We start from the raw sequence: 22,509 nt of genomic DNA on the forward strand, positions 1-22,509 counted from the left end.
GTTCCTTTAAGAGAAGAACTGGTTTAGGTTTCTAAAACGTAAAACCGTACGTTCACATTCAGTTTTGGTGGACTCAAGAACTTGTTGAATATGCTGGAGGCTTGCTTCCATCGCCCTAGGCAAGTCTTGATCAATAAAGCTGTGCGGTAATGCACCGTGGAAATTAGAGCGTACTTTCAATAAGTGGTGCTCAGCATGTTCAAGCTGAGCGAGTGCTTGCTCTGATTTTGTCAGCCAACTTTGATATAAGCCTTCATCTAACCCTTTATTCGTCACGACCGACACCAGCACAGCCCTGTTGGCGATATCTTTAATGACCAGATTGTTCGCAGCATCAATATCAAATCGAAGTCGGCACATATTGGTGTTCTGGTTCACGTAGCCATAGACATCACCGTTCCCTTCTTTAATGACTCGCTCCAACTCATTCTTAGGCACGTAAACCCAGCGACTGTCGCCTTTCTCGGATTCAGATACCGACATATTACTCTGCAGTAACACCAACTTAACCAAGTCGAAAGCACTGCCTACTTTGTAAGTTTTTGCATCCGAAATATCGTAACTATGAATTTGTTTTTTGAGTAACCCGGTTGTCGATTCCATCGATAACATAATGCCAAATTCAGACTCTAACTCTTCCTGAACTTCAGCCAATTCTTCTCGACATAGACTGATCTGCTGTTCAACCTCTTGTTGATCAAAAGCTTGTTTAAGAGCAAATTCTTTGACTACTCGTTGAACTACCTCTCGAGACTCAGGGCTGTTCCATAAACAATCCTGTAGAAGCAGTAAATCGAGCGGATTGACCGTATCCCTACCATTAAAATATGCGCTCGCTTTGAGTAACTTAACCGCCTTTTTCCAACGACGATCCGATACGTACATGTCAGTATCTGCGATGTCAGCTCCAGTACTTTCCATAGCGGCTTGTTCTAACATCTGTTTCAGTTCGTAGAGCTTTTCGAACACTTCATCACTAAGCTGTAACTTTTCAAGCTCCGACTGCCACAGATGGTATTCTTCATCGGTAATAGCTAAACCTTCTGGGATCTGCGCTTCTTGAGGCGTCCCTACCGTTAACATCGACTTAAAGTTTTGCTTGTTTTGAATTCGATTAACAAAAATACGCACTAACATTCGGTCATAAAGGGCTTCTAGACCACTGTCTTCATCCGGCAATTCATTGGAAGCCGAAACCAAAAGGCGCATAGGTACACGCTCTACGTCACTGCCATTTTTGAACGTTTTCTCATTTACTACCGTTAACAATGTATTGAGAATGGCAGGCCCCGCCTTCCAAATTTCATCCAAAAATACCACTTGAGCTGTTGGCAGATACCCTTCAGTCAAACGAAGGTAGCGGCCATTATCTTTCAGTTCTTGAATGCTCAGAGGTCCGAACACCTCTTCAGGCGTTGAAAAGCGAGTCATCAAGTATTCAAAATAAGAAGAATTGTCGAAGGCTTGAATAAGCCGTTTGGCAATAAGGCTTTTCGCAATACCTGGTGGACCTAAGAGAAATACGCTTTCACCTGCCAGCGCTGCAAGCAAACACATTTTGATGGTATCTTCACGCTCGTAGACCCCATCAGATAAGGCATGCGCTAATTTGTTGATTCGTTCAGAGAGTAACGCTTTTTGCGAGTGGGAGACTCTGGTAGGGCTAATCATTCTGCGCTCCTCTGACTTCGTTCAGAATTTATTGTATGTATATTTTTATACATTTGCTATCACTTTGTTACAAGTGCATTTTTTAGTTTTGACTCGTCTTTATAGCAGAAGCAATTTTGACGTAACTTGTTGAAATCAATGTTTGCAAATTTGGGAGACAAGTCACTGGGAGAGTGTCTCAAATTTGAGCCAAGCTCTTTATTAACCTTTTATTCACTATATGTTGGCTGTAATGTAAGCCGCATTAAAAATGAGTCACTTTAAGACGACATGGATACACCTTTGAATATTTTACACACATGGAAAGGCATTTCCCTTCAGGAAGAGCAAACTACCCTACCGAATGGTAAAACCATCACTCACACTACGATTTCTCATCCTGGCGCTGCCGTTATTTTGCCAATTGAAAACACTGGGAATATCGTTCTTATTAATCAATATCGTCCCTCTCTCAAGAAATGGCTACTCGAGCTACCAGCCGGAACACTCGAATCTAATGAACCCATTGAGCTTTGTGCAGTAAGAGAACTGGCAGAAGAAACTGGTTACAGCGCTGAAACCATGATATCTCTAGGACAAGTCACACCTTTGGCAGGCTTCTGCGATGAGATTCAATACCTATTTGTCGCAAAAGGCCTCTCAGAGGTAACAAAATTTGCGTGCGATGAAGATGAAGTCATTGAAGTGGTGTCTCTATCAGTAAAAGAAATCGAACAAAAGATTATCGATGGAGAGCTCACCGATGCCAAAACGATCGCATGTTTGAGTAAAGCAAAGTTATGCGGATACATATAGGAGAAAAGCGCATGGATTTCCGTTCGGATACCGTCACCAAACCAACACAAGCAATGAGACAAGCAATGGCCGACGCGTTAGTCGGAGATGACGTATACGGTGACGACCCGACCGTTAATTCGCTAGAAGCATGGGTAGCAGAGCGCCATGGATTCGAAGCTGCGCTTTTCACCACCTCCGGCACACAAGCCAACCTGCTTGGTTTAATGGCGCATTGCGAACGAGGCGATGAGTATTTGTGTGGCCAACAAGCGCATAACTACAAATATGAAGCTGGGGGTGCTGCAGTGCTTGGGTCCATTCAGCCTCAGCCAATCGAAAACAACCCAGATGGCACACTGGATTTCGATAAACTAAAAGCCGCAATCAAACCCGATGATAGCCATTTTGCTCGTACTAAATTACTAAGCCTAGAAAACACCATCAATGGCAAAGTGCTCCCACTTTCTTACCTAGCACAAGCCCGTGAGTTTGTTGATCAACACGGCCTTTTACTCCACCTTGATGGAGCGAGAGCTTACAACGCGGCGGTTGCTCTCAATGTGGATATAAAAGAGATCGCCAAACACTTTGACTCAATGACAATCTGCCTGTCAAAAGGACTCTCAGCGCCTATCGGCTCATTGCTTCTTGGCAGCAAGGCTTATATCGCTAAAGCTCGCCGATTACGTAAAATGGTCGGCGGTGGTATGCGTCAGGCTGGTATTCTTGCTGCGGCAGGCAAACTGGCATTGACAGAGCAAGTAGAGCAACTCAAAGTTGACCACACTAACGCGAAGCTACTGGCGACAGAATTAAGTCAGCTTCAAGGCTTCCACGTCAACCCTGATTTCGTTCAGACTAATATTGTCTTTGCTAAGCTAGACGACAACGTCGATATCCACGCCATTGCAAGTAAGTTGAGTGAAGATGGCATTACCGTTTCACCAGGAAACCCAATACGCTTTGTAACTCATAAAGACGTTTCTGAGTCTGATATTAAGTTTCTTATTGATAAGCTAAAAACATATTTATAGTTTTAACCATAACTCTCTCTAAAAGCCAGTTACGAATGATGTGACTGGCTTTTTTATTAAGCATACGGCACTGCTTGACCAAGAGTTTTTCATTTCCATCTCTCCAAGAGTCCATTCTCAGCCACCTCCCTATTAGTATGACATGCAGTAAGTTCTCGTGCCATTTATGATGTTTTACAGTTAATGACTCTTCAATAAAGGTTTCTATGGATAAAATATATTCTCCTAGATAAAGAAACTTATCCACCCACTTCCTACTAATAATTTAATTCTTTAATAAGCATGAATTTTTGACATGTTTAAAACAAAAGAACGCAGGCGACAAAAACGTTAATTTTAAACATGCAACTTTTAACGATTTTGCCGGAATTTTTTAGAATAAAAACACTAAGTTAACCTTCCATTTTGGCTTTATTAAGTCCAGCAATTATTTATGAAATAATATTAATTACTGCTTCTAGTTCCATCTTGAAAAATTGCCTTTTTCTCCTCTAAAAAAACCTTCTAAATTGAAAATGGATAGCCTGAAAAATAAGTTCCTTATTGAAGTTACTTTCAGGTTTCAACATAGGGTTGAATAAAAAGGAAATGTGCAATGAGCATAAAATACAATTGTCAGTTGGGTAAAAAAGGCATTTTAAAACCTTTGTCTGCAGTTATCGCACTCAGCTTAGGAACAGCTAGCATGGATGTATACGCTGCGCCATCGGCTGCAACTTTGGACTGGAATATGACTAGCGTGAAGAGCCAGTCATTTGTTGAGATTAACGGAGAAGCAGGCCAGCAATCTTACAAAAAGACCGTGGTAAGAAATGACCAGGTAACTTTCCCAGTAGAATGGGATGTTTGGTACAACAGCGGAACACCAGCGACAGAATGGCAAGTTCGCATAAATGATGAGGCCATCTTTTCTGAAGCGATCAATGGCCCTACAGGCTCTGCTTTTTCAGGCGAAACGCAAGTACAGATAGATAAAGCAGGTCAATACAACATGACCGTTAATATTTGTGACGCTAACGGGGAGTGCTCAACTTCACCTGTCCACGCTGTTTCGGTGACAGATACTGATGGCAAAGGCATGGCGCCACTGGAAATGAACGTCGACGGCAATAACCAATCTTTTCCCCCACAGCCAGATGGTACGGTTGTAGGGACCTATTTTGTCGAATGGAGCCAATATGACCGCAAGTTCACGGTGGATAACATCCCAGCGGACAATCTAACGCATATCATATATGGATTTGTTCCAATATGTGGCCCTAATGATTCGTTAACCGACCCGAACTCGCAAAGGGCCCTGCAACTGGCTTGTGGTGATTCTCAGGATTATGAAGTTGTGGTTCATGACCAATGGGGCGCATTTGGTTCAAACTTGCCGGGTACTGCGGATTCATCTATCAAAGGAACATACGGTCAGATGATGGCATTAAAGCAGCGTTACCCAGACCTAAAAATTCTTCCTTCGATTGGTGGCTGGACATTGTCCGACCCGTTCTTTGGCTTCACCGATAAAAAGAATCGCGATACCTTCGTCGCCTCAGTGAAAGAATTTCTTCTGACATGGAAATTTTACGATGGCGTAGACATTGACTGGGAGTACCCAGGCGGAACCGGTGCGAACCCAGATCTAGGTGACCCAGAAAAAGACGGTCCTGCCTACGTTGCACTGATGAGAGAGCTTCGTCAAATGTTGGATGAGCTGTCTGCGGAGACAGGTCGAACCTATGAGCTAACTTCTGCTATTGGCGCAGGCTGGGACAAAATAGAAGACGTTGATTACCCTAATGCCACCCAATACATGGATTACCTCTTCGTTATGACGTATGACTTCTATGGAGCATGGGACAATAACCTCGGTCATCAGGCCGCACTATACTGTGGTTCTCACGTCTCTTCAGCTCAGTGTGAAGGAACGTTAACGCCGGACGACGGCCCTGAATACACAACCGATAATGCAGCTAAAGAGCTACTTAAACAAGGCGTATCGCCAAGTAAGTTAGTACTGGGGGCAGCCATGTACGGTCGAGGCTGGAAAGGGGTTACTCGCGATAGTATGTCCGATCCTGCAAACCCTATCACTGGTGTCGGTAATGGCCCTATTGCTGGCAGCTGGGAAGCAGGTGTCATTGACTATAAAGATCTTGCCAGTAATTACTTTGGCCAACCGGGCGTTGAAGAATTTTACGACGAGCCTGCAAAAGCGCCATATCTCTACAAAGAAGCGACTGGTGAAGTGATCACCTATGATGACGAACGTTCTGTTAAAGCCAAAGCTGCCTACGTACGATCTCAAGGTTTTGCAGGCTTGTTCTCTTGGGAAATCGATGCTGACAATGGCGATATCCTTAATGCCATGCAGCAAGGACTCCTTGATGGTGGAGAGCCAGGTAATCAGCCTCCGGTTGTCGATGCTGGTAATGACATCGTCATTGACACGGCTCAAACCGTTCAACTCGATGGGTCTGGTTCACGTGACAACGACGGGAGTATTACCTCCTATCAATGGGAACAGGTTTCCGGCCCTAACTTGAGCATAACCGACCCAAATAAAGCGATCGCTACAGTGACAGTGCCAGATACAGGAACGAATGAGACTTACAGCTTCAAGCTAACCGTCATGGATGATGAAAACGCAACGTCCTATGACACCATGAGTATTAAAGCTGAGTTTGGCAGTGAACCAGAAAACACACCGCCGGTTGCTGACATTAGCGGCCCAGAACAAGCTGAAGCTGGTAACAACGTTGTATTAGATGCTTCTGGCAGCAACGATGCTGATGGCGACAACCTGACTTATCAGTGGAGTTCATCTGATGTCACGCTCACTGAAAATGGTGACAACGCAAGCTTTATCGCTCCTGAGTTTACGCAAGATACCCATGTCACTGTCTCTGTCACGGTTTCAGATGGCAAGGCTTCTGATACGGCCAGCTTATCTATTCTGGTAAAAGCTAGTGATGGCGGTAACCCTGGCGAGTACCCACAATATGTTGAAGGAACTCCGTACGAAGCTGGAGACCGCGTGACTAATGTAGGAGAAAACTACGAGTGTAAACCTTACCCATACTCAGGTTGGTGTTCAGGAGCGGCTTGGGCATATGCCCCAGGAACGGGCTCGGCTTGGAGTGACGCTTGGATTAAGCTCTAACTCGGCAAGAAAACACCCCGTAAGTGCGGGGTGTAGATCAGATAAGGATCGGTTGACCGCTCCTCCTGATGAGAGACAATCGGAGATCTGTTTATAGGTTTCCGATTTTTTATGTCTATTCAACACTTCTTTGCCGACTTCCTTGAAGAAAACCCTGTTGATGTCGCCCAACTCACACCTTTTCTGAACTGTAACGGTAGGGCTGTTACTTGGGTATAATTTGGTAAGAAGAGAGGCAAGTCAAGCTGCTGTTGAACACGGTCGTTCGCTGAATGAAATCAGCTTCAAATACGCTTACCAATTTATAGTCTGCCAGCTAAAAATGATGAATAAAGCGATGTCTTTAGGTAACACGCCGAAACGCTTAAAGAGCCTTCGAGGAGATTTATCTATCCTTTTTATAGACAAACGCCCTAAGCCAAATCGGCCTAGGGCGGTAAAATATCAAAGCCCCGATACCCTGTTAATCGCTAGGCGGCTCCTCTTAAGTGAACTACGTACGTTGCCGAACATGTTCGGGGCGTTTTTGCTTTACTCTTCGTCGTGCATATCTGCCCAAGCTTGGGCACACTTCACGGCGCGCTTCCAGCCTTTGTAACGTCGATTGCGTTTTTCTTCATCGTGATGAGGAACAAATGTTTTGTCGATTTCTGCTTTATTTGCTACTTCGTCCAAGCTGCCCCAGAAACCAACTGCCAAACCTGCAAGATATGCAGCACCCAGCGCTGTAACTTCAGTCACCTTAGGACGCAGTACTTGCGTATCCAGAACATCCGACTGGAACTGCATCAAGAAGTTGTTCGCAACCGCACCACCATCAACACGAAGTGCTTCAAGCTTAATGCCAGAATCCGCTTGCATCGCATCAAGTACATCACGTGTCTGGTAGGCAATGCCTTCCAGTGTCGCACGAATAATGTGGTTCGAATTAACACCACGAGTCAAACCCACGATAGTACCGCGAGCATATGCATCCCAGTATGGCGCTCCAAGACCTGTAAATGCTGGAACCACGTACACTCCATTTGATGTGTCTACTTTAGTCGCAAAATACTCAGAGTCTTTTGCGTCGGCCAACAGCTTCATCTCGTCACGTAACCATTGAATAGATGCACCGCCCATGAAGACAGCCCCTTCCAAAGCGTATGCAGGTTCACCTGCGGGTCCACACGCAAGTGTAGTTAGAAGGCCATTCTTCGAGGTGACTTTTTCCTGTCCTGTATTCATAAGAAGGAAACAGCCCGTACCATATGTATTTTTTGCCTGACCGGCATTAACACACATCTGACCGTAAAGTGCAGCTTGTTGGTCACCAGCAATACCTGCAATTGGAATACGAGTACCACCTTTACCACCAATGTTTGTTTGACCATACACCTCAGAGGATTTCTTAACTTCAGGCATCATAGACAATGGAATGTCCATGTCTTTAAGTAGTTTTTCATCCCACTGTAAGGTATTAATGTTAAATAACATTGTACGTGATGCGTTGGTGTAGTCAGTTACGTGCACACGGCCTTGCGTCATCTTCCATACCAGCCAAGTATCCACCGTACCAAACAATAGCTTACCCGCTTCAGCCTCCTCACGAGCACCTTCCACATTGTCCAAGATCCACTTAATTTTAGTCCCAGAGAAGTATGGGTCTAGCACTAAGCCTGTATTTTCTCGAATGTAGTCTTCAAGGCCACGCTGCTTTAAATCCTCACAAATTGCCGCAGTACGGCGACACTGCCAAACAATCGCATTATAGACTGGCTTACCTGTCTCTTTATTCCATACGATGGTGGTTTCTCGTTGGTTGGTAATACCAATACCAGCAACTTCATCGCTACGAATGCCTGACTTGCCAAGTGCTTCTACTAGCACTGAGCTCTGTGTCGCGTAAATTTCCATTGGATCATGCTCTACCCAACCTGCTTCTGGGTAAATTTGAGTGAACTCACGCTGAGATACGCTGACAATATTTGCATCGTGATCGAGTACAACTGCACGTGAACTTGTTGTTCCTTGATCTAGCGCGACTATGTATTTTTGCTCAGTCATGATCATTTCCTTCTTGTTTCGATATTTCTATTAGTAATTTTAGTATTAAACATGCGCTTCTTGATTTTCTTCAGTGTCGTCACACTGATTTGGAATCGTACAACCTGTACCCGTGTTTGGCAGGTATTGAGCGATAAATTTTGGATAAGCCCAAGCACCAAAACATGCACCAGCAATAGGACCTAATATAGGAACAATAAAGTATGGAATGTCTTTAGCACCTGATAGTGCGTAATCCCAACCCGCAAGGTATGCGAATAGCTTAGGACCAAAGTCACGAGCAGGGTTCATTGCAAATCCGGTCAAAGGCCCAAGTGAACCACCTATAACCGCAATCAAAACACCAATAAGTAGAGGGTTCATCGGACCACGTACTGCACCGTTATTTTCATCACCAAGCGCCAGAATTGCGAACATCAGAACGGCAGTAATGACAAATTCAACAGCTAAAGCTCCAGCAAATGATAACGACGCATGAGGGTAAGTAGAAAAGATTCCTGCCGTTGCCAGTGCTTCTTGGCTGCTTCTGACGAAGCCATGAGCGATTTCGTAATCAACGAACAAATTGCTGTATAAGCTGTATACCAGTGCCGCCGAACAAAATGCACCTAACATTTGAGCGATGATGTATGGAATAACCTTCGCTTTATCAAATCCATGAAAAGCGGCCAGTGCGATTGTTACTGCCGGATTGATGTGTGCACCTGATACACCGGCAGTACAGTAAATGGCAATGGAAACACCAAAGCCCCAGACGATACTGATTTCCCATTGGCCGAACTGAGCCCCCGCAAGTACTAAAGCAGCAACACAGCCAACGCCAAAGAAAATCAAAAGCCCAGTGCCTATAAACTCAGCGATACATTCACCAAGTAAGGTTGGTTTTCTATTAGTCATAGTAAGAGTCCTTGTTTACATTAAGATGCGCAATTTATTTTTTTATTGATTGCGCATTGTATTTTGCATACAAGAGCGTGATATTAAACTTTCCCAGCCCATTAATGAGCGTTCGAGCACATTTTGTTATTTTTATGTTCTCTATTTTGTTAATTAAATCAATTTTTTGATCTTAACGACCAAATCCACCTTTGACATGAATTTGCAACCATACCCTCCTGCTAGCAAGCCAGAAGTGGTAATGATAGAGCCTTATCATTAAACAGGTGTAAATACTCTAACTACAAACTTATCATATGTTTATCTTTTGTTACGCATACGTTTTCAAGCCTCTTGTTACTGTAATATCTACAGGGTCTTGCGTGTTAGTACCCAAAACCTCCTATTAACCAACATAACAACAAGCATTTTTATTTCGTACGAACATTTGTGAGCAACACATCGAAAACAAAGTGAAATAAATGGCACATTATATTTAAGGATATTTGTTCACAAGGCTCATTTCGCTATGGATAAACGGTTTGAAACAGACGTTGTTATCATTGGAGGCGGTGCGACTGGCACCGGAATCATGCGCGACTGCGCATTACGAGGAATTCGTTGCATCCTTTTAGAGCAAGATGACATTGCGTCAGGAACAACTGGACGGAATCATGGACTGCTACATTCTGGCGCTCGTTACGCCGTCACTGATGAAGAGTCGGCCAAGGAGTGTATTCAAGAAAACCGTATACTCAAGTCAATTGCTCGTCATTGTGTGGAAGAAACCTCAGGGCTCTTTATCACCTTACCTGAAGATGATATTGATTTTCAAAACACCTTTATTGGCGCTTGTGACACTGCAGGTATCGACACAAAACGCTTAACAGCGAAACAAGCCCTCTCGCTCGAACCCAATGTTAACCCTAAATTAGTAGGGGCAGTCCAAGTGCCTGATGGGACACTAGATCCTTTCCGTTTATGCGCCTCCAATGTGCTTGACGCCAAAGAACATGGCGCTCGCCTCTTTAATAAAACCAAAGTGTTGTCCTTGATCCGGCATGAAGATACTGTCCTTGGTGTTAATTGCTACAACACGCAGCACAATGAACCTTTTCAAGTGTTCGCCAAACAGGTTGTCAATGCGGCTGGCATTTGGGGCCAAAATATTTGCGAATATGCAGATTTAAAAATAAAAATGTTTCCGGCTAAAGGCTCACTGCTCATACTCGACTATCGCATTAACAACTTGGTCATCAACCGCTGTCGTAAGCCTTCCGATGCTGACATCCTTGTACCTGGCGACACCATTTCCCTTATTGGTACTACTTCTGAACATATCGATTACGAGCAGATTGATGATCTCCATGTCAGTGATAGAGAGGTCGATGTTTTACTTGAAGAAGGGGCAAAACTCGCTCCCATTATGGCTAATACGCGAGTGCTGCGCGCTTACGCAGGCGTTCGACCGCTCGTATCCGTTGATGACGATGGTAGTGGGCGAAACATTAGCCGAGGCATCGTACTCCTCGATCACGAAAAGCGTGATGGCCTCAAAGGCTTTACAACCATCACTGGTGGCAAACTGATGACTTATCGTCTTATGGCCGAATGGACCACTGATTTGTTGGCCGAAAAACTGTCAGTAGATACACCTTGTTCAACCCATACCAAACCCTTACCTGGTTCAAACGAACATAAACTAAAAAGCCGGAAAACAGCCAGTATCGCTAAGCCTGTTTACGAATCTGCGTATTACAGACATGGAGAACGCGTCGCAGAGTTTCTTGATGAGAGCCTAGATAAACAAACCGTTATTTGTGAATGTGAGATGGTAACAGCGGGTGAAATTGAGTATGCCATTAAACAGCTTAATGTTCATTCTCTGGTCGATTTACGCCGAAGAACTAGGCTTGGTATGGGCCCCTGCCAAGGAGAATTATGCAGTTATCGAGCAGCGCACTTGTTTAATAAATATGCCAATGCTGATGGTTACCAATGTAGTCTACTGCTGAACGAATTTTTAGAAGAGCGATGGAAAGGAATACAACCCATTTTTTGGGGAGATGCTCTCAGAGAGGCCGAATTTAGTCACTGGATTTATGAGGGTTTATTTGGTGCCAGCCAGTTAGATAACCATGCCGAAAAGAAGGAGGAAACCCAATGAAATATGATGTCGCAATCATTGGAGGTGGGATTGCAGGTTACTGCGCTGCCCTTAGGTGTTTGGAATCAGGACTTAAAACCGTATTAATCAATCAAGGCCATAGCTCTTTGCACTTCTCTTCTGGCTCCATTGACGTACTGAGTAGTTTACCTAATAGTCAAGCAATCAAAGATCCATTTTCTGGTATTCATCAGCTCAAAGAGCTCTCCCCTGAACATCCTTACAGCAAAATGCGTGTTGAAGAAATACAATCTTCATTGAAATGGTTTCAGACCACATTAGCTAAAGAAGGCGTGTCTCTATCGCACAGTTCAGATCATAACAATCACTGTCGAATTACTCCTCTTGGGACACTAAAATCAACATGGTTATCACAGCCTTTCGTACACCAGTTTCATCATAAAGCCACATTCAAAAGGCTAGTGCTCGTTGCCATCGATGGATTTAGGGACTTTCAGCCACAACTTGCATTCGATAATCTTAGCCAAATCGAAGCATTTCAACATATAGAGAAAAAAATACTGCCTATTCGTATTCCAGGCTTTGAGTCATCACGCCAAAACCCTAATGAACTGCGTTCTATTGATATTTCGAGGGCTCTCAAACAGCCTAAAGCATTCTCCAGCCTAGTCCATCAGCTCAGCGATGGCGCGACAAAAGATGACCTTGTTATTCTCCCTGCCATAATTGGAAATGGCGATGGGCTCACCTTGATGGAACAGCTTCAGCAGCTCACCCAGCTTAATTTTCACGAAGTGCCCACTATGCCTCCTTCTTTACTAGGGATTCGCATTGAAGAAGCTCTTTATAGAGCATTTATCCGTCTTGGTGGTATTCAGCTTAAAGGCGATAAAGCTCTCTCTGCAAAATGGTACCTCAACAAACCATGTATCGAATCAATTCAAACTGCGAATTTAGAAGACTTTCCGCTGGTAGCTAAGCACTACATTCTTGCCTCTGGAAGCTACTTCAGCCATGGATTGGTGGCGAAATCGACTCAAGTTGTGGAACCTGTGTTCAACCTCGACGTTTATTTTCACCAACACCGACACCAGTGGCGCGCTAAAGCCTTTTTGAGTCAGCAACCTCATTCATTTATGCAGTTTGGCGTTGTGACCAACAGTCAATTTAGTCCTTCGATAAATGGGCAGACGATAAGCAATTTACATTGTTGTGGTTCAGTGTTGTCTCATTATGATCCTATACATGAAGGGTGTGGCGGCGGTGTTGCCATTGCGTCAGCATATAAGGTCGCTGAAAATATTATTCACTCAATGACATCTGAGGAGGCCCGCGTATGACAACAAAATTCGCCACTCACGCACCTCAAACCACTAGCTTTGATCAATGCATTAAATGCACTGTTTGTACGGTTTCCTGCCCGGTAGCTAAAGCAAACCCACTTTACCCAGGCCCTAAGCAATCAGGCCCAGATGGAGAGCGATTACGTATAAAAAATGCGGAGTACTACGACGAAGCGCTTAAGCTTTGTACCAATTGCAAGCGATGTGAAACAGCTTGTCCATCAGGTGTCAACATTGGCGACATCATCGCCGTTGCTAGAGGAAAATACGCAAGAAAACGCCTAAGTCCAAAGCTCATTCGGGATTTCGTTTTAAGCCATACCGACCTGTTCGGCACTCTAGCAACACCTGTTGCTCCGTTGGTCAATAAGATCACAGACAACAAGCCCATCAAGACGATCATGCATAAAACCATTGGTGTGCATGACCATAAATCCTTACCTAAATACTCTCACGGTACGTTTCGTCGTTGGTACAAAAAGCAGGTTTCGGAGCAGAATTTATACCCTAAACAAGTTAGTTACTTTCATGGTTGTTACGTCAACTACAACCATCCTCAACTCGGCAAAGACCTCATCACCGTCATGAACACTATGGCGATAGGTGTTCAGTTACTAGAGAAAGAAAAGTGCTGCGGCGTGCCGCTGATTGCAAATGGCTTTCATAACAAAGCTCGCCGTCACGCAGAGTTCAATGTAAAGAACATTGAGGATGCAGTGATAAAACATGACCGAACCGTTATTTCGACCTCCTCAACATGCTCATTCACCCTAAAGCAAGAGTATCCGCATGTATTAGGGGTCGAAAATCACCACATCAACAACCGCATTGATTACGTGATGAAATATCTGCTTAAAGAGTTTATGAACGGCAACACACCATCTATGTCACCGATTAACAAACGCGTGGTATACCATACTCCCTGCCACCTAGAGCGAAGCGGTAATGTGATATTCACTCTAGAGGTGTTGCGCCAGATCCCAGGATTGGATCTGATTGTGTTAGATAGCGAATGCTGCGGACTCGCTGGCACATATGGATTTAAAGAAGAAAATTACTCGGTTTCGATGAAGATAGGACACCACTTGTTTGAATCGATCAAAAACGCAGAAGCTGACTATGCGATTACAGATTGCGAAACCTGTAAGTGGCAGATAGAAGAAAACACGCAGCTAGAAACTATTCACCCCATTTCTTTACTAGCAATGGCGCTAAGCCATTAAATGCTCTCGTTTCGAGAGGTCATCGATAATGAAGATGTGCGTTCAGAATAGCTTGTAACTTGCCATTTTTTTTGATGACTTTCAGGCCCTTATTGAAAGTCATCAATCTCTGCCTACTTCCGGAGCTTCGCTTAGGTAGCAATAAGTGCAGAGTATTGATAAACAAAGGCGTAGGATGGTAAGCCAAGCGTTCCCTTTCTGACTCTAGTCCTTCTTTCTTAAGAACGTAGTTAACGTATGCGATATAAAGCGGTGAAACATCAATAGTGCCCGCGATTAATTTCTTAATATTTTTAGCTTCATCATCAACTCGCTCGACGGAAATTTTTCCACTTTGCTCGGCATTTTCAAAGGGTTCACCATAATAGCCACCAACCAAAGCACTCACTTTTAAGCCTTTTAGGTCTTCTATACGATTCCAGTCGAACTCTAGCTCTTCTTTGTAAAATAAGTGTGCGTTTATCTTATAGACAACATCACTGACCAAGAAAAGTTCGTGATACTGTTTATTTAACTCCCATAACGCCGTGGCATCAGCCTTCCCTTGCGCCGCGAAATCAAAGGCTTCTTTCCACGTTGGTAAGTACACATACTTTACTGCAACATTTTGAGTTCTAAATGCAGCTGTTACAATTTGAGCATTGATGCCATCACCCGGCAGTTGTTTAGAGTGATAGGGAGGATATTCCCCCCCAACGGCAATGGTGACTGTTTGCGAAGAAGCGGACAGAGGAATAAAAACAAGGCAGAAATAGGTAAACAATATACCCAAGCCCTTAAATAAAGGCTGAAGTTTATGGAGCATAGACTCTCCGCTAACGCTAAGCTAATCAATACAATCCCAATGAAGCGTCATCAAGTTGTATTTAAAAAGTCTAGCTTTGGCTTTTGAGTTGCGCGAACTTTTCTCAGTTATTCGAAACGATAAATAGGACTTCTACCCGTCTGTTACACGCTTTTCCAGCATTGGTTTTGTTTGAGCAAGCTGGAACATATTCCCCATAGCCTCTTGTGTAGATAGAGTTCATCGCCACATTATGGCTGACCAGCTGTTTCTTCACGGCTTTGGCACGCTTCATAGAAAGTGAATCATTAAATGTTGGTGCACCAGTACTGTCAGCATGACCATCAATGACGATGTCGATGCCAGGTTGTGTTGCAAGATAGCGCCCCATCATATCCAGCCAGTACATTGAATCGGGCTTAACCATCGAAGACCCAGTGTTGAACTTGATGGTGTCGGTTAGCTTAACCATGACGTGATTGCCCGGTAGTACTTCGTAGTCAACACCATTCTTCAGCAAGAAGTTCTGCAGATCACTGTAGCTGGTCGTGCGCATTTGCCCCATTGGGCCTTTAACGCCTGACGAAGCCAATTGAGGGGCATCCCCCCAATTAGGGTATCGAACCTCAAAATCTGTCTTTGGTGCGGTCTCGAGCATGTCGTCCGTTAGATAACGCATTTCCTTTGACAGATTTCCACAACCTGTCAGAAGCAAGATCAGAGGCAAGGCAAGATATTTCATCGATCCACCATTCGTTCGTTTCCGTTTCGATACATCATTTATATCGGCAAATTTGGGAATACTTTAATGATAATTTAACCCTTTACTGTTCGCCTTCTGACCACTTAACGATCTGAAATGATTTAATAAGCATTTCACTGCCAGAACTATTTAGTTAAGGCCTGTGAAAGAGTAAAATCCAGCTATTACAACCTCGCTGAGCATCAGAATGGCCAGTGTCCACAAAGAGTATTATTATGAAAAAAATGATGACCTTATTTGCCATCGTGTTTGTCACTTTGTTGGCAGGCTGTAGCGACCGAGATGTGCCTCAGGAAGGTAAACAATTCCAAACACTCTCTACGGACTTGTCCACTTATCGTTTACCTCAGGTGACCGAAGTTTTCTCATTAAACTGCGGCCACTGTAAGAAAATGGAGTCAGTCCTTCCTCAGCTTGAAGAACTGACTCAACAAAACATTGGCAAGGTTCACGTTACTTTTAATGACAGTGCTAAAATCAGTGCCATGATTTATTACACTGCTGAGATGCAACTTGGGCAAAAGCCTGATCACTCCATGATGAACGAGCTATTTCAAGCCGCACAAATGGGTAACAACGCAACAATGGCAGAGAAAAAACAAGCGATTATTCAAGCGTTTCAATCGCGAGGCTTGGTAAGCCCATATGAGCTAAAAGAAGAGAATCAAAACCAATTATTTAAAGCAATGCAGCTTGCAGAAAACCTCACAGAAAAAGGTCAGATAAACTCCGTACCGACCTTTATTATCAATGGTAAATACATGGTTCTGACATCAGGCCATAAAGATGTTCAAGACATCGCCAACACCATCAATTATCTTACTCAACAACCTTAAGTAAATATGGAAAAGACTCATGTCTAAAATTATTATTCCCATTGTCGTTCTGGTTCTAGCAGGCTTTATGATTTACCGCACTTTAGTAACAAGTAAAGCAGGCGAAGAAAACTTCGCAGCCGGGCAAGCCTTCCTTCTAGAAAACGCCACGAAAGAAGGCGTAGTCACTACTGAGAGCGGGCTGCAGTACTTGGTGCTCAATAAAGGGACAGGCACTGTCCATCCAACCACTAAGAGTAAAGTTAAGGTGCATTATCACGGCACATTGCTTGACGGTACTGTTTTTGATAGCTCAGTTGAGCGTGGTGAGCCAATTTCATTTGCTTTGAAACAGGTGATTAAAGGCTGGCAAGAAGGCCTGACTCATATGGTCGAAGGCGACAAGTTCCGCTTGTTTATTCCAAGCCCCTTGGCGTATGGCAAGAACGGTACCGGTCCTATTCCACCAGCATCAACTTTAATCTTTGATGTGGAACTTTTAGAAATCCAATAACAGCAAGGCCAATCATTCAATGATTGGCCTTTCTTCTATACAAGTTCTTTTGACTCTCGGCGCAAATGTTTCTTTAGATGACGCTGAATAAAATTAACGTCTGCTTTATAAAAATCATGGGTTGGAATATCTTCAATCAACATCCAGTAAAACGTTTGCTGTCTGCCTTTGTCGTGTGCGACTGGTACTGCTGCCTCATCAGCATGCAACACGACGTAGTAAATTCTCCCACCATATTCATTAATATCGCTATAAGTCGCTAAATGTGAGAGACCACTTAGGTGAGTTTCTTCATAGAGCTCTCGGATAGCAGCATCTGTTCCTGGTTCGTTTTCATTGGCTTCACCTCCCGGGAATTCCATCACCATCCCTTGCTCTGCACGGTAACGCTCTTGAATCAGAACTTTGCCGTTTCTGATAACAACGGCCATCGCTAAATGCTTCATTTGGGGCTCCTTGGATTAAGCTGACTGTATCGGTACTTCCAACTCAGGCGCATTGTGTTTTTAAATTAGAAATGCCTGCCACCGATACGGAATGTTAAGAACCCGCGCAGAGTAACTGAATATGCAATTAAGTTCTCTCACCGTGTTCAAAAATCTCAATGTAAAACAATAAAAAACGGCACCTTAAATGGTGCCGTTCTTGCTTTGCTACTTCTTTACTTATGATTTTTCTGCACAAACTTTTTACTGACATCGACCACTGCGACATCTTTAAAAAAGCTACGTCCAAGCAACAATGGAAACTTGAGGTGTGTTCTATCAGCAAGCGTGAATTCGGTTTTCTCCTTTAGATCCCCGATTTGAATCCAAGATTCAACGACAGCGCGACGTTCAGACTCTTCTGCAGTCGACTGGCGAATTTTCACCCAGCGTTGGACAGGCAAAGCAATCTCTTTACTCTTGATACCATCATGCTCAATCTTGAACTTAACCCAATCTTTTCCATCACGTTCAAATTCAACGACATCCGTAGCACTGATCGAGGAGGTGGTTGCACCTGTGTCGATTCGTGCTTTAAAACTTTCTTCTAGCCCCGGAACATACACCCATTCTTGTTCACCCAGTATCAGCTTCCCATCAGGCGTCTTTCTTGCCTGTGGTTTTGGCTTAGGTTTCTCTTCCGGTTTTGTTTCTTTTTCTGGCTCTATTTTAGGCTCTTCAATTTGTGGTTTTTGCTCTGACTCTACCGGCTGTTGACCTGTTGTAGAACATGCCATCAAACCACCACTAAGCATAATCAGAATTAAAGCTTTCCACGGTTTGTTCATTCGATCACCTAACTAATAACAAGACACGACTGCTTTTAAAAAGGCCCACATGATGTGAGCCTTAACGCAAAATTTAAGACACTTTAACTATCGCATCGGCTACGTAAGGAATATCTTTTTCTGTTAGTCCTGCGATGTTAATTCGACCGTCACCGACACCATAAATACCATACTCTTCACGGAGTTGCGTCATTTGGTCTTGAGTAAATCCTAGCACAGTAAACATGCCTTTGTGGCTTTCAATAAAATCGAACTGTGAAGTGTTATGGGTATTTCTCAGTTCATTACACAAAGTTTGACGGAGGTTGAGCAAGCGCTGCTGCATTTCACTCAATTCTTGCTTCCAAACATGTGTTAAGTTTTCATTTTGAAGAATAGTCTTAACCAACGCAGCACCGTGATCAGGTGGCATAGTGTAAGTCGCACGAGCCAACGTCAGTAACTTACCTTTTGCGTTATTGACATCTTGTACAGACTTACCAACGACAATGGCCGCACCTGTGCGTTCGCGATATAGGCCAAAGTTTTTTGAACACGACGTCGTTATCAGCATCTCTTCAACGTTATCAGCCATAAAGCGTAAGCCTTTGGCATCTTCTTCTAAACCATCGCCAAACCCTTGGTACGCAATATCCACAAACGGAATAAAACCATTCTTCTGAGAAAGTTCCGTAATGGCTTGCCATGCTGAGAAATCAATATCGGCGCCCGTTGGGTTATGGCAACACCCGTGAAGAAGTACCACATCTTTCGGCCCTGCCTGCGATAACTCTTCCAACATACGCCCCGTGTCGACTTGCTTAGTCTCTGGGCTGAAATAAGAGTAATGTTTAACTTTTAACCCTGCAGCTTCCATGACTGGTCGGTGGTTAACATAGCTTGGGTTTGAAATCCAAACCGTAGTTTCTGGCTGAGCAACTTTCATTAAGTCACCCAACATACGCAAGGCGCCACTTGCCCCCGGCGTCTGGATCGCTGCAACACGGTCCATTGCAGAGGTGCCCGATAGTAGTAAATCAACCATGCTCTGGTTGAACTCTTCACAGCCAGCTAACCCGACATAAGATTTCGTCTTTTGTGTTTCAACAACAATATCTTGCGCTTGCAAAATAGCTTTCATGACTGGGGTTTCACCAGCGCTATTTTTATAGACGCCAATACCCAAGTCCACTTTGTCAGGACGGGGATCGTTTCGGTATGCAACGGATAAAGAAAGGATAGGATCCAATGTAGGTGTTGGTAAATTAGAGAACATGAAAGTCATAACCCTTTGAAATTCAAGTAACGGTGTTCAACTTATCATTGAATCCTTTAATTCAGAAATAAAATTTTAGCGGCTAAGAGCAAAACAGGATAAAAACCTGCACCAGTTAACATAATAGCAACACAAAGTAGTAGTTCAGAATAAAACGCTAACGCTAAGGTTATATTTTGAACCTGTGTATGATTTGATTGGAACTCCCCCTCCACTCCAGCTTGAGATCTTTTTTCTCTTGCTCAAATTTTCCGTCAATAAGTACATCGAGTAATTCGACTACCTCGCTTTGTTCTGACGTCAATTCTGCCAGTGTGTAGCCGGTCCACATCCAGATGTCTTTATCAGGGCACTCTTTACGTACACGCTTTACTAGCTTGAGGATATCCGCTACGTTTGCAGGATGAAGTGGATCTCCGCCAGACAAAGACAAACCACGTCGTTTTATACGGGTATCTTTTAAATCCAGAAGGATCTGGTCTTCTGCTTCTTGGGTAAACAACACGCCAGAATCAAGGCGCTGCGTGGATTGATTGTAACAACCACGGCATTGATGCACACACCCCGAGACAAACAGAGTACAGCGAGTACCAGGTCCGTTCACAACATCGACTGGATAATATTGGTGATAATTCATGATGCCATTCGACTCCATACAATCTCAGTACTGGCATTGAGAAAAGGACGAAGGTTTCGCCCTATTCACTAACCAAAAATGTTACAGATGTTTCACCCGACGTTTGACTTCTTCTTGTTTACCGAAATTAAACGGCCTTGCATCGGGGCTTCCCAAATATCCGCAAACACGTCGAGTTACCGAAACTTTAGTCGAGTCATGATTCCCGCAGCTTGGGCAGGTAAAGCCCTTACTGGTGCAGTCGAATTCTCCGTTATAACCACATTCATAACATTCATCGATGGGCGTATTGGTTCCATAGTAAGGAACGCGGCTATAGCTATAGTCCCACACATTTTCTAGCGCTTCGATATTGCGCTGCATGTTCGGAAACTCACCGTAGCAAATGAATCCACCGCTTGAGATCTCAGGGTAAGGCATTTCAAAGTCGATCTTGTCATATGGGTTAACCTTTTTCTCAACATCTAAATGGAAGCTATTGGTGTAGTACCCTTTTTCAGTGACTCCCTCGAGCACACCAAATTCCTTGGTATCGATACGGCAGAATCGGCTGCACAGATTCTCACTTGGCGTGCCATATAAGCTATAACCATAACCCGACTCTTCAGCCCATTGATTCACCGTTGTTTTTAGGTGCTTAATAATATTCAGTGCTTTTTCACGTAGCTCTGAGCTATCGTACACATGCTCATTATTACCATAGAGTGCGTTGATGGTTTCATGGATACCAATATAACCAAGAGAAATAGATGCTCGACCATGCTTAAAAATGTTGGCGATAGGTTCATCAGCTTTAAGTCGAACTCCGCATGCTCCTTCCATGTATAGAATAGGCGCCACACGCGCTTTGACATTTTCGAGCCTTGAGATACGAGTCTCCAGCGCTCGACGTGACAGCACCAGTTTTTCATTCAAGATCTCATAGAACTTCGCTTCGCAGCCTTCAGATTGGATGGCAATTCGCGGTAAGTTCAAGCTAACCACACCTAAATTATTGCGCCCTTCATGGATGAGTTCTCCCTCTTCTCGGTAGGTACCCAAGAAGCTACGACAACCCATTGGCGTCTTAAATGAACCCGTGACTTCTACCACTTTTTCGTAATTAAGAATATCTGGATACATACGCTTTGAAGCACATTCTAGTGCGAGTTTCTTAATATCGTAGTTAGGATCAGCCTCTTTGTGGTTAAGTCCGTCTTTGATGCCAAAAACCAGTTTAGGGAACACCGCAGTTTTCCGGTTTTTACCTAAACCAGCAATACGATTTTTCAAGATAGACTGCTGAATTAAGCGTGAAGCCCAACTAGTGCCAAGCCCAAAGCCGAAAGTGACAAAGGGAGTTTGTCCGTTTGCGGTGTGAAGCGTGTTGACTTCATATTCTAAAGACTGAAAAGCGTCATAACACTCTTTTTCCGTTCGAGCACGTGCAAATCCCTCCGGCTCATGGATGTCCCAATCTTTAGCTATCTCAAGGTGTTTTGCGTAACTTGCCATCACGTAAGGTTCTAAGACTTCGTCAATCCGATTGATTGTCGTTCCGCCATAGATATGGCTGGCCACTTGAGCAATGATTTGTGCGGTGACTGCGGTCGCTGTCGAAATAGATTTTGGCGTATCTATTTCGGCATTCCCCATTTTAAAACCATGTGTCAACATGCCTTTTAGGTCGATCAACATACAGTTAAACATAGGGAAGAACGGTGCGTAATCTAAATCATGGTAGTGAATATCGCCTTGTTCATGGGCTTGAACAATATCGCGAGGCAGAATGTGAGTTTTAGCATAATGCTTAGCAACAATACCCGCTAATAAATCACGTTGAGTTGGAATTACTTTGCCATCTTTATTTGCGTTCTCGTTAATAAGATCGACATTACTTTCCTCAATAAGACCTTCAATTTCCCGTGTTAATGTACTCTGCTTTTCTCGCGCTATGTCACGGTCATGTCGATATTCAATATATGACCGCGCCAGTGATTTGTAAGGACCTTGCATCAACTCGTTTTCTACTAAGGTTTGAATCTCAGTAATATGAACTTCATCGTGATCTCTTAGCTTCAGCTCCACCGCTAACGCGACATTTAACGCGTAAATAGCGATCTCTTTATCGACATGCTCTGCCGCTGCTTCAACAGCAGCTTGAATGCGATCCCTGCTAAACGGAGCTCTAGAGCCGTCACGTTTGATTACGATTGGTTTCACCTTCTCTCCTTACCCTTTAA

Annotated in this window: 19 protein-coding genes and 1 pseudogene; 9 read left to right on the top strand and 11 right to left on the bottom strand. The window is 43.8% G+C overall.

The genetic code is table 11. The features are described from left to right. Positions 1-6: 6 nt before the first annotated feature. Complete coding sequence (locus tag L1D31_RS00750; protein WP_239835195.1) at positions 7-1,671, bottom strand: ATPase RavA domain-containing protein; 1,665 nt, start codon at positions 1,669-1,671, stop codon at positions 7-9. A 270-nt stretch (positions 1,672-1,941) separates the two neighbouring features. Here L1D31_RS00750 and L1D31_RS00755 point away from each other — a divergent pair, with 270 nt between their 5' ends. Together L1D31_RS00755 and ltaE are read left to right on the top strand one after the other, a co-directional pair. Next, entirely contained in the window at positions 1,942-2,466 is a 525-nt protein-coding gene (locus L1D31_RS00755; protein ID WP_239835196.1) for an NUDIX hydrolase, read from the top strand. A gap of 11 nt (positions 2,467-2,477) precedes the next feature. Beyond that, positions 2,478-3,482 carry a low-specificity L-threonine aldolase gene (gene ltaE / locus L1D31_RS00760; protein WP_239835197.1) on the top strand — a complete coding sequence of 335 codons (1,005 nt, stop codon included), beginning with the start codon at positions 2,478-2,480 and terminating at the stop codon, positions 3,480-3,482. Here the strand turns inward: ltaE and L1D31_RS00765 are convergent. Beyond that, entirely contained in the window at positions 3,454-3,729 is a 276-nt protein-coding gene (locus L1D31_RS00765) for a hypothetical protein (RefSeq protein WP_239835198.1), read from the bottom strand. The two genes, ltaE and L1D31_RS00765, sit on opposite strands and share 29 nt — an antisense overlap. A gap of 348 nt (positions 3,730-4,077) precedes the next feature. On the opposite strand from L1D31_RS00765, the gene L1D31_RS00770 reads away from it, so the two are divergent. Both L1D31_RS00770 and L1D31_RS00775 read left to right on the top strand, forming a co-directional pair. After that, complete coding sequence (locus L1D31_RS00770; RefSeq protein WP_239835199.1) at positions 4,078-6,630, top strand: glycosyl hydrolase family 18 protein; 2,553 nt, start codon at positions 4,078-4,080, stop codon at positions 6,628-6,630. 199 nt (positions 6,631-6,829) lie between these two features. Then, positions 6,830-7,104, top strand: a pseudogene (locus L1D31_RS00775) (IS4 family transposase); the annotation flags it as partial. Between the two features lie 57 nt (positions 7,105-7,161). Here the strand turns inward: L1D31_RS00775 and glpK are convergent. Then, positions 7,162-8,676, bottom strand: coding sequence for a glycerol kinase GlpK (gene glpK, locus L1D31_RS00780; RefSeq protein WP_239835200.1), 1,515 nt, complete (start codon positions 8,674-8,676; stop codon positions 7,162-7,164). A 45-nt stretch (positions 8,677-8,721) separates the two neighbouring features. After that, a complete protein-coding gene (locus L1D31_RS00785; RefSeq protein WP_239835201.1) occupies positions 8,722-9,573 on the bottom strand; it encodes an MIP/aquaporin family protein in 852 nt (283 codons plus the stop codon). A 508-nt stretch (positions 9,574-10,081) separates the two neighbouring features. On the opposite strand from L1D31_RS00785, the gene glpA reads away from it, so the two are divergent. The 3 genes from glpA to glpC are packed head-to-tail and all read left to right on the top strand — an operon-like array spanning position 10,082 to position 14,246. Then, the gene (gene glpA / locus L1D31_RS00790) at positions 10,082-11,719 is read left to right on the top strand and encodes an anaerobic glycerol-3-phosphate dehydrogenase subunit A (RefSeq protein ID WP_239835202.1); all 1,638 of its coding nucleotides are present in this window, start codon (positions 10,082-10,084) and stop codon (positions 11,717-11,719) included. Beyond that, positions 11,716-13,020, top strand: a complete 1,305-nt coding sequence (gene glpB / locus L1D31_RS00795) for a glycerol-3-phosphate dehydrogenase subunit GlpB (RefSeq protein WP_239835203.1) — start codon at positions 11,716-11,718, stop codon at positions 13,018-13,020. Before glpA ends, glpB begins: the two co-directional genes overlap by 4 nt. Continuing rightward, the gene (gene glpC, locus L1D31_RS00800; protein WP_239835204.1) at positions 13,017-14,246 is read left to right on the top strand and encodes an anaerobic glycerol-3-phosphate dehydrogenase subunit GlpC; all 1,230 of its coding nucleotides are present in this window, start codon (positions 13,017-13,019) and stop codon (positions 14,244-14,246) included. Before glpB ends, glpC begins: the two co-directional genes overlap by 4 nt. Before the next feature lie 19 nt (positions 14,247-14,265). Here the strand turns inward: glpC and L1D31_RS00805 are convergent, their stop codons facing one another. Both L1D31_RS00805 and L1D31_RS00810 read right to left on the bottom strand, forming a co-directional pair. Continuing rightward, positions 14,266-15,051, bottom strand: coding sequence for a transporter substrate-binding domain-containing protein (locus L1D31_RS00805; RefSeq protein WP_239835205.1), 786 nt, complete (start codon positions 15,049-15,051; stop codon positions 14,266-14,268). Positions 15,052-15,154: 103 nt separating this feature from the next. Next, entirely contained in the window at positions 15,155-15,772 is a 618-nt protein-coding gene (locus L1D31_RS00810) for an OmpA family protein (RefSeq protein WP_239835206.1), read from the bottom strand. 236 nt (positions 15,773-16,008) lie between these two features. Between L1D31_RS00810 and L1D31_RS00815 the strand changes: the two genes are divergently transcribed. Both L1D31_RS00815 and L1D31_RS00820 read left to right on the top strand, forming a co-directional pair. Continuing rightward, positions 16,009-16,629 carry a thiol:disulfide interchange protein DsbA/DsbL gene (locus tag L1D31_RS00815; RefSeq protein WP_239835207.1) on the top strand — a complete coding sequence of 207 codons (621 nt, stop codon included), beginning with the start codon at positions 16,009-16,011 and terminating at the stop codon, positions 16,627-16,629. Between the two features lie 19 nt (positions 16,630-16,648). Then, positions 16,649-17,122, top strand: coding sequence for an FKBP-type peptidyl-prolyl cis-trans isomerase (locus tag L1D31_RS00820; RefSeq protein ID WP_239835208.1), 474 nt, complete (start codon positions 16,649-16,651; stop codon positions 17,120-17,122). Positions 17,123-17,157: 35 nt separating this feature from the next. On the opposite strand, the gene L1D31_RS00825 is transcribed toward L1D31_RS00820, so the two are convergent. From L1D31_RS00825 to nrdD, 5 genes are all read right to left on the bottom strand, one after another. Beyond that, positions 17,158-17,568, bottom strand: a complete 411-nt coding sequence (locus L1D31_RS00825) for an NUDIX hydrolase (protein ID WP_239835209.1) — start codon at positions 17,566-17,568, stop codon at positions 17,158-17,160. A 215-nt stretch (positions 17,569-17,783) separates the two neighbouring features. Next, positions 17,784-18,395 carry an ATP-dependent zinc protease gene (locus L1D31_RS00830; protein ID WP_239835210.1) on the bottom strand — a complete coding sequence of 204 codons (612 nt, stop codon included), beginning with the start codon at positions 18,393-18,395 and terminating at the stop codon, positions 17,784-17,786. A gap of 73 nt (positions 18,396-18,468) precedes the next feature. Beyond that, positions 18,469-19,650 (bottom strand): amino acid aminotransferase, encoded by a 1,182-nt coding sequence (locus tag L1D31_RS00835; protein WP_239835212.1) that lies wholly within the window; start codon positions 19,648-19,650, stop codon positions 18,469-18,471. Positions 19,651-19,819: 169 nt separating this feature from the next. Beyond that, complete coding sequence (gene nrdG, locus L1D31_RS00840) at positions 19,820-20,287, bottom strand: anaerobic ribonucleoside-triphosphate reductase-activating protein (protein WP_239835213.1); 468 nt, start codon at positions 20,285-20,287, stop codon at positions 19,820-19,822. Positions 20,288-20,368: 81 nt separating this feature from the next. Continuing rightward, on the bottom strand, positions 20,369-22,489 hold the full coding sequence (gene nrdD, locus L1D31_RS00845; RefSeq protein WP_239835214.1) for an anaerobic ribonucleoside-triphosphate reductase: 2,121 nt from the start codon (positions 22,487-22,489) through the stop codon (positions 20,369-20,371). Positions 22,490-22,509 lie beyond the last annotated feature (20 nt).

It is taken from the genome of Vibrio sp. Isolate23 (genome assembly GCF_022398095.1).
GTDB classification, from domain to species: domain Bacteria; phylum Pseudomonadota; class Gammaproteobacteria; order Enterobacterales; family Vibrionaceae; genus Vibrio; species Vibrio coralliilyticus_A.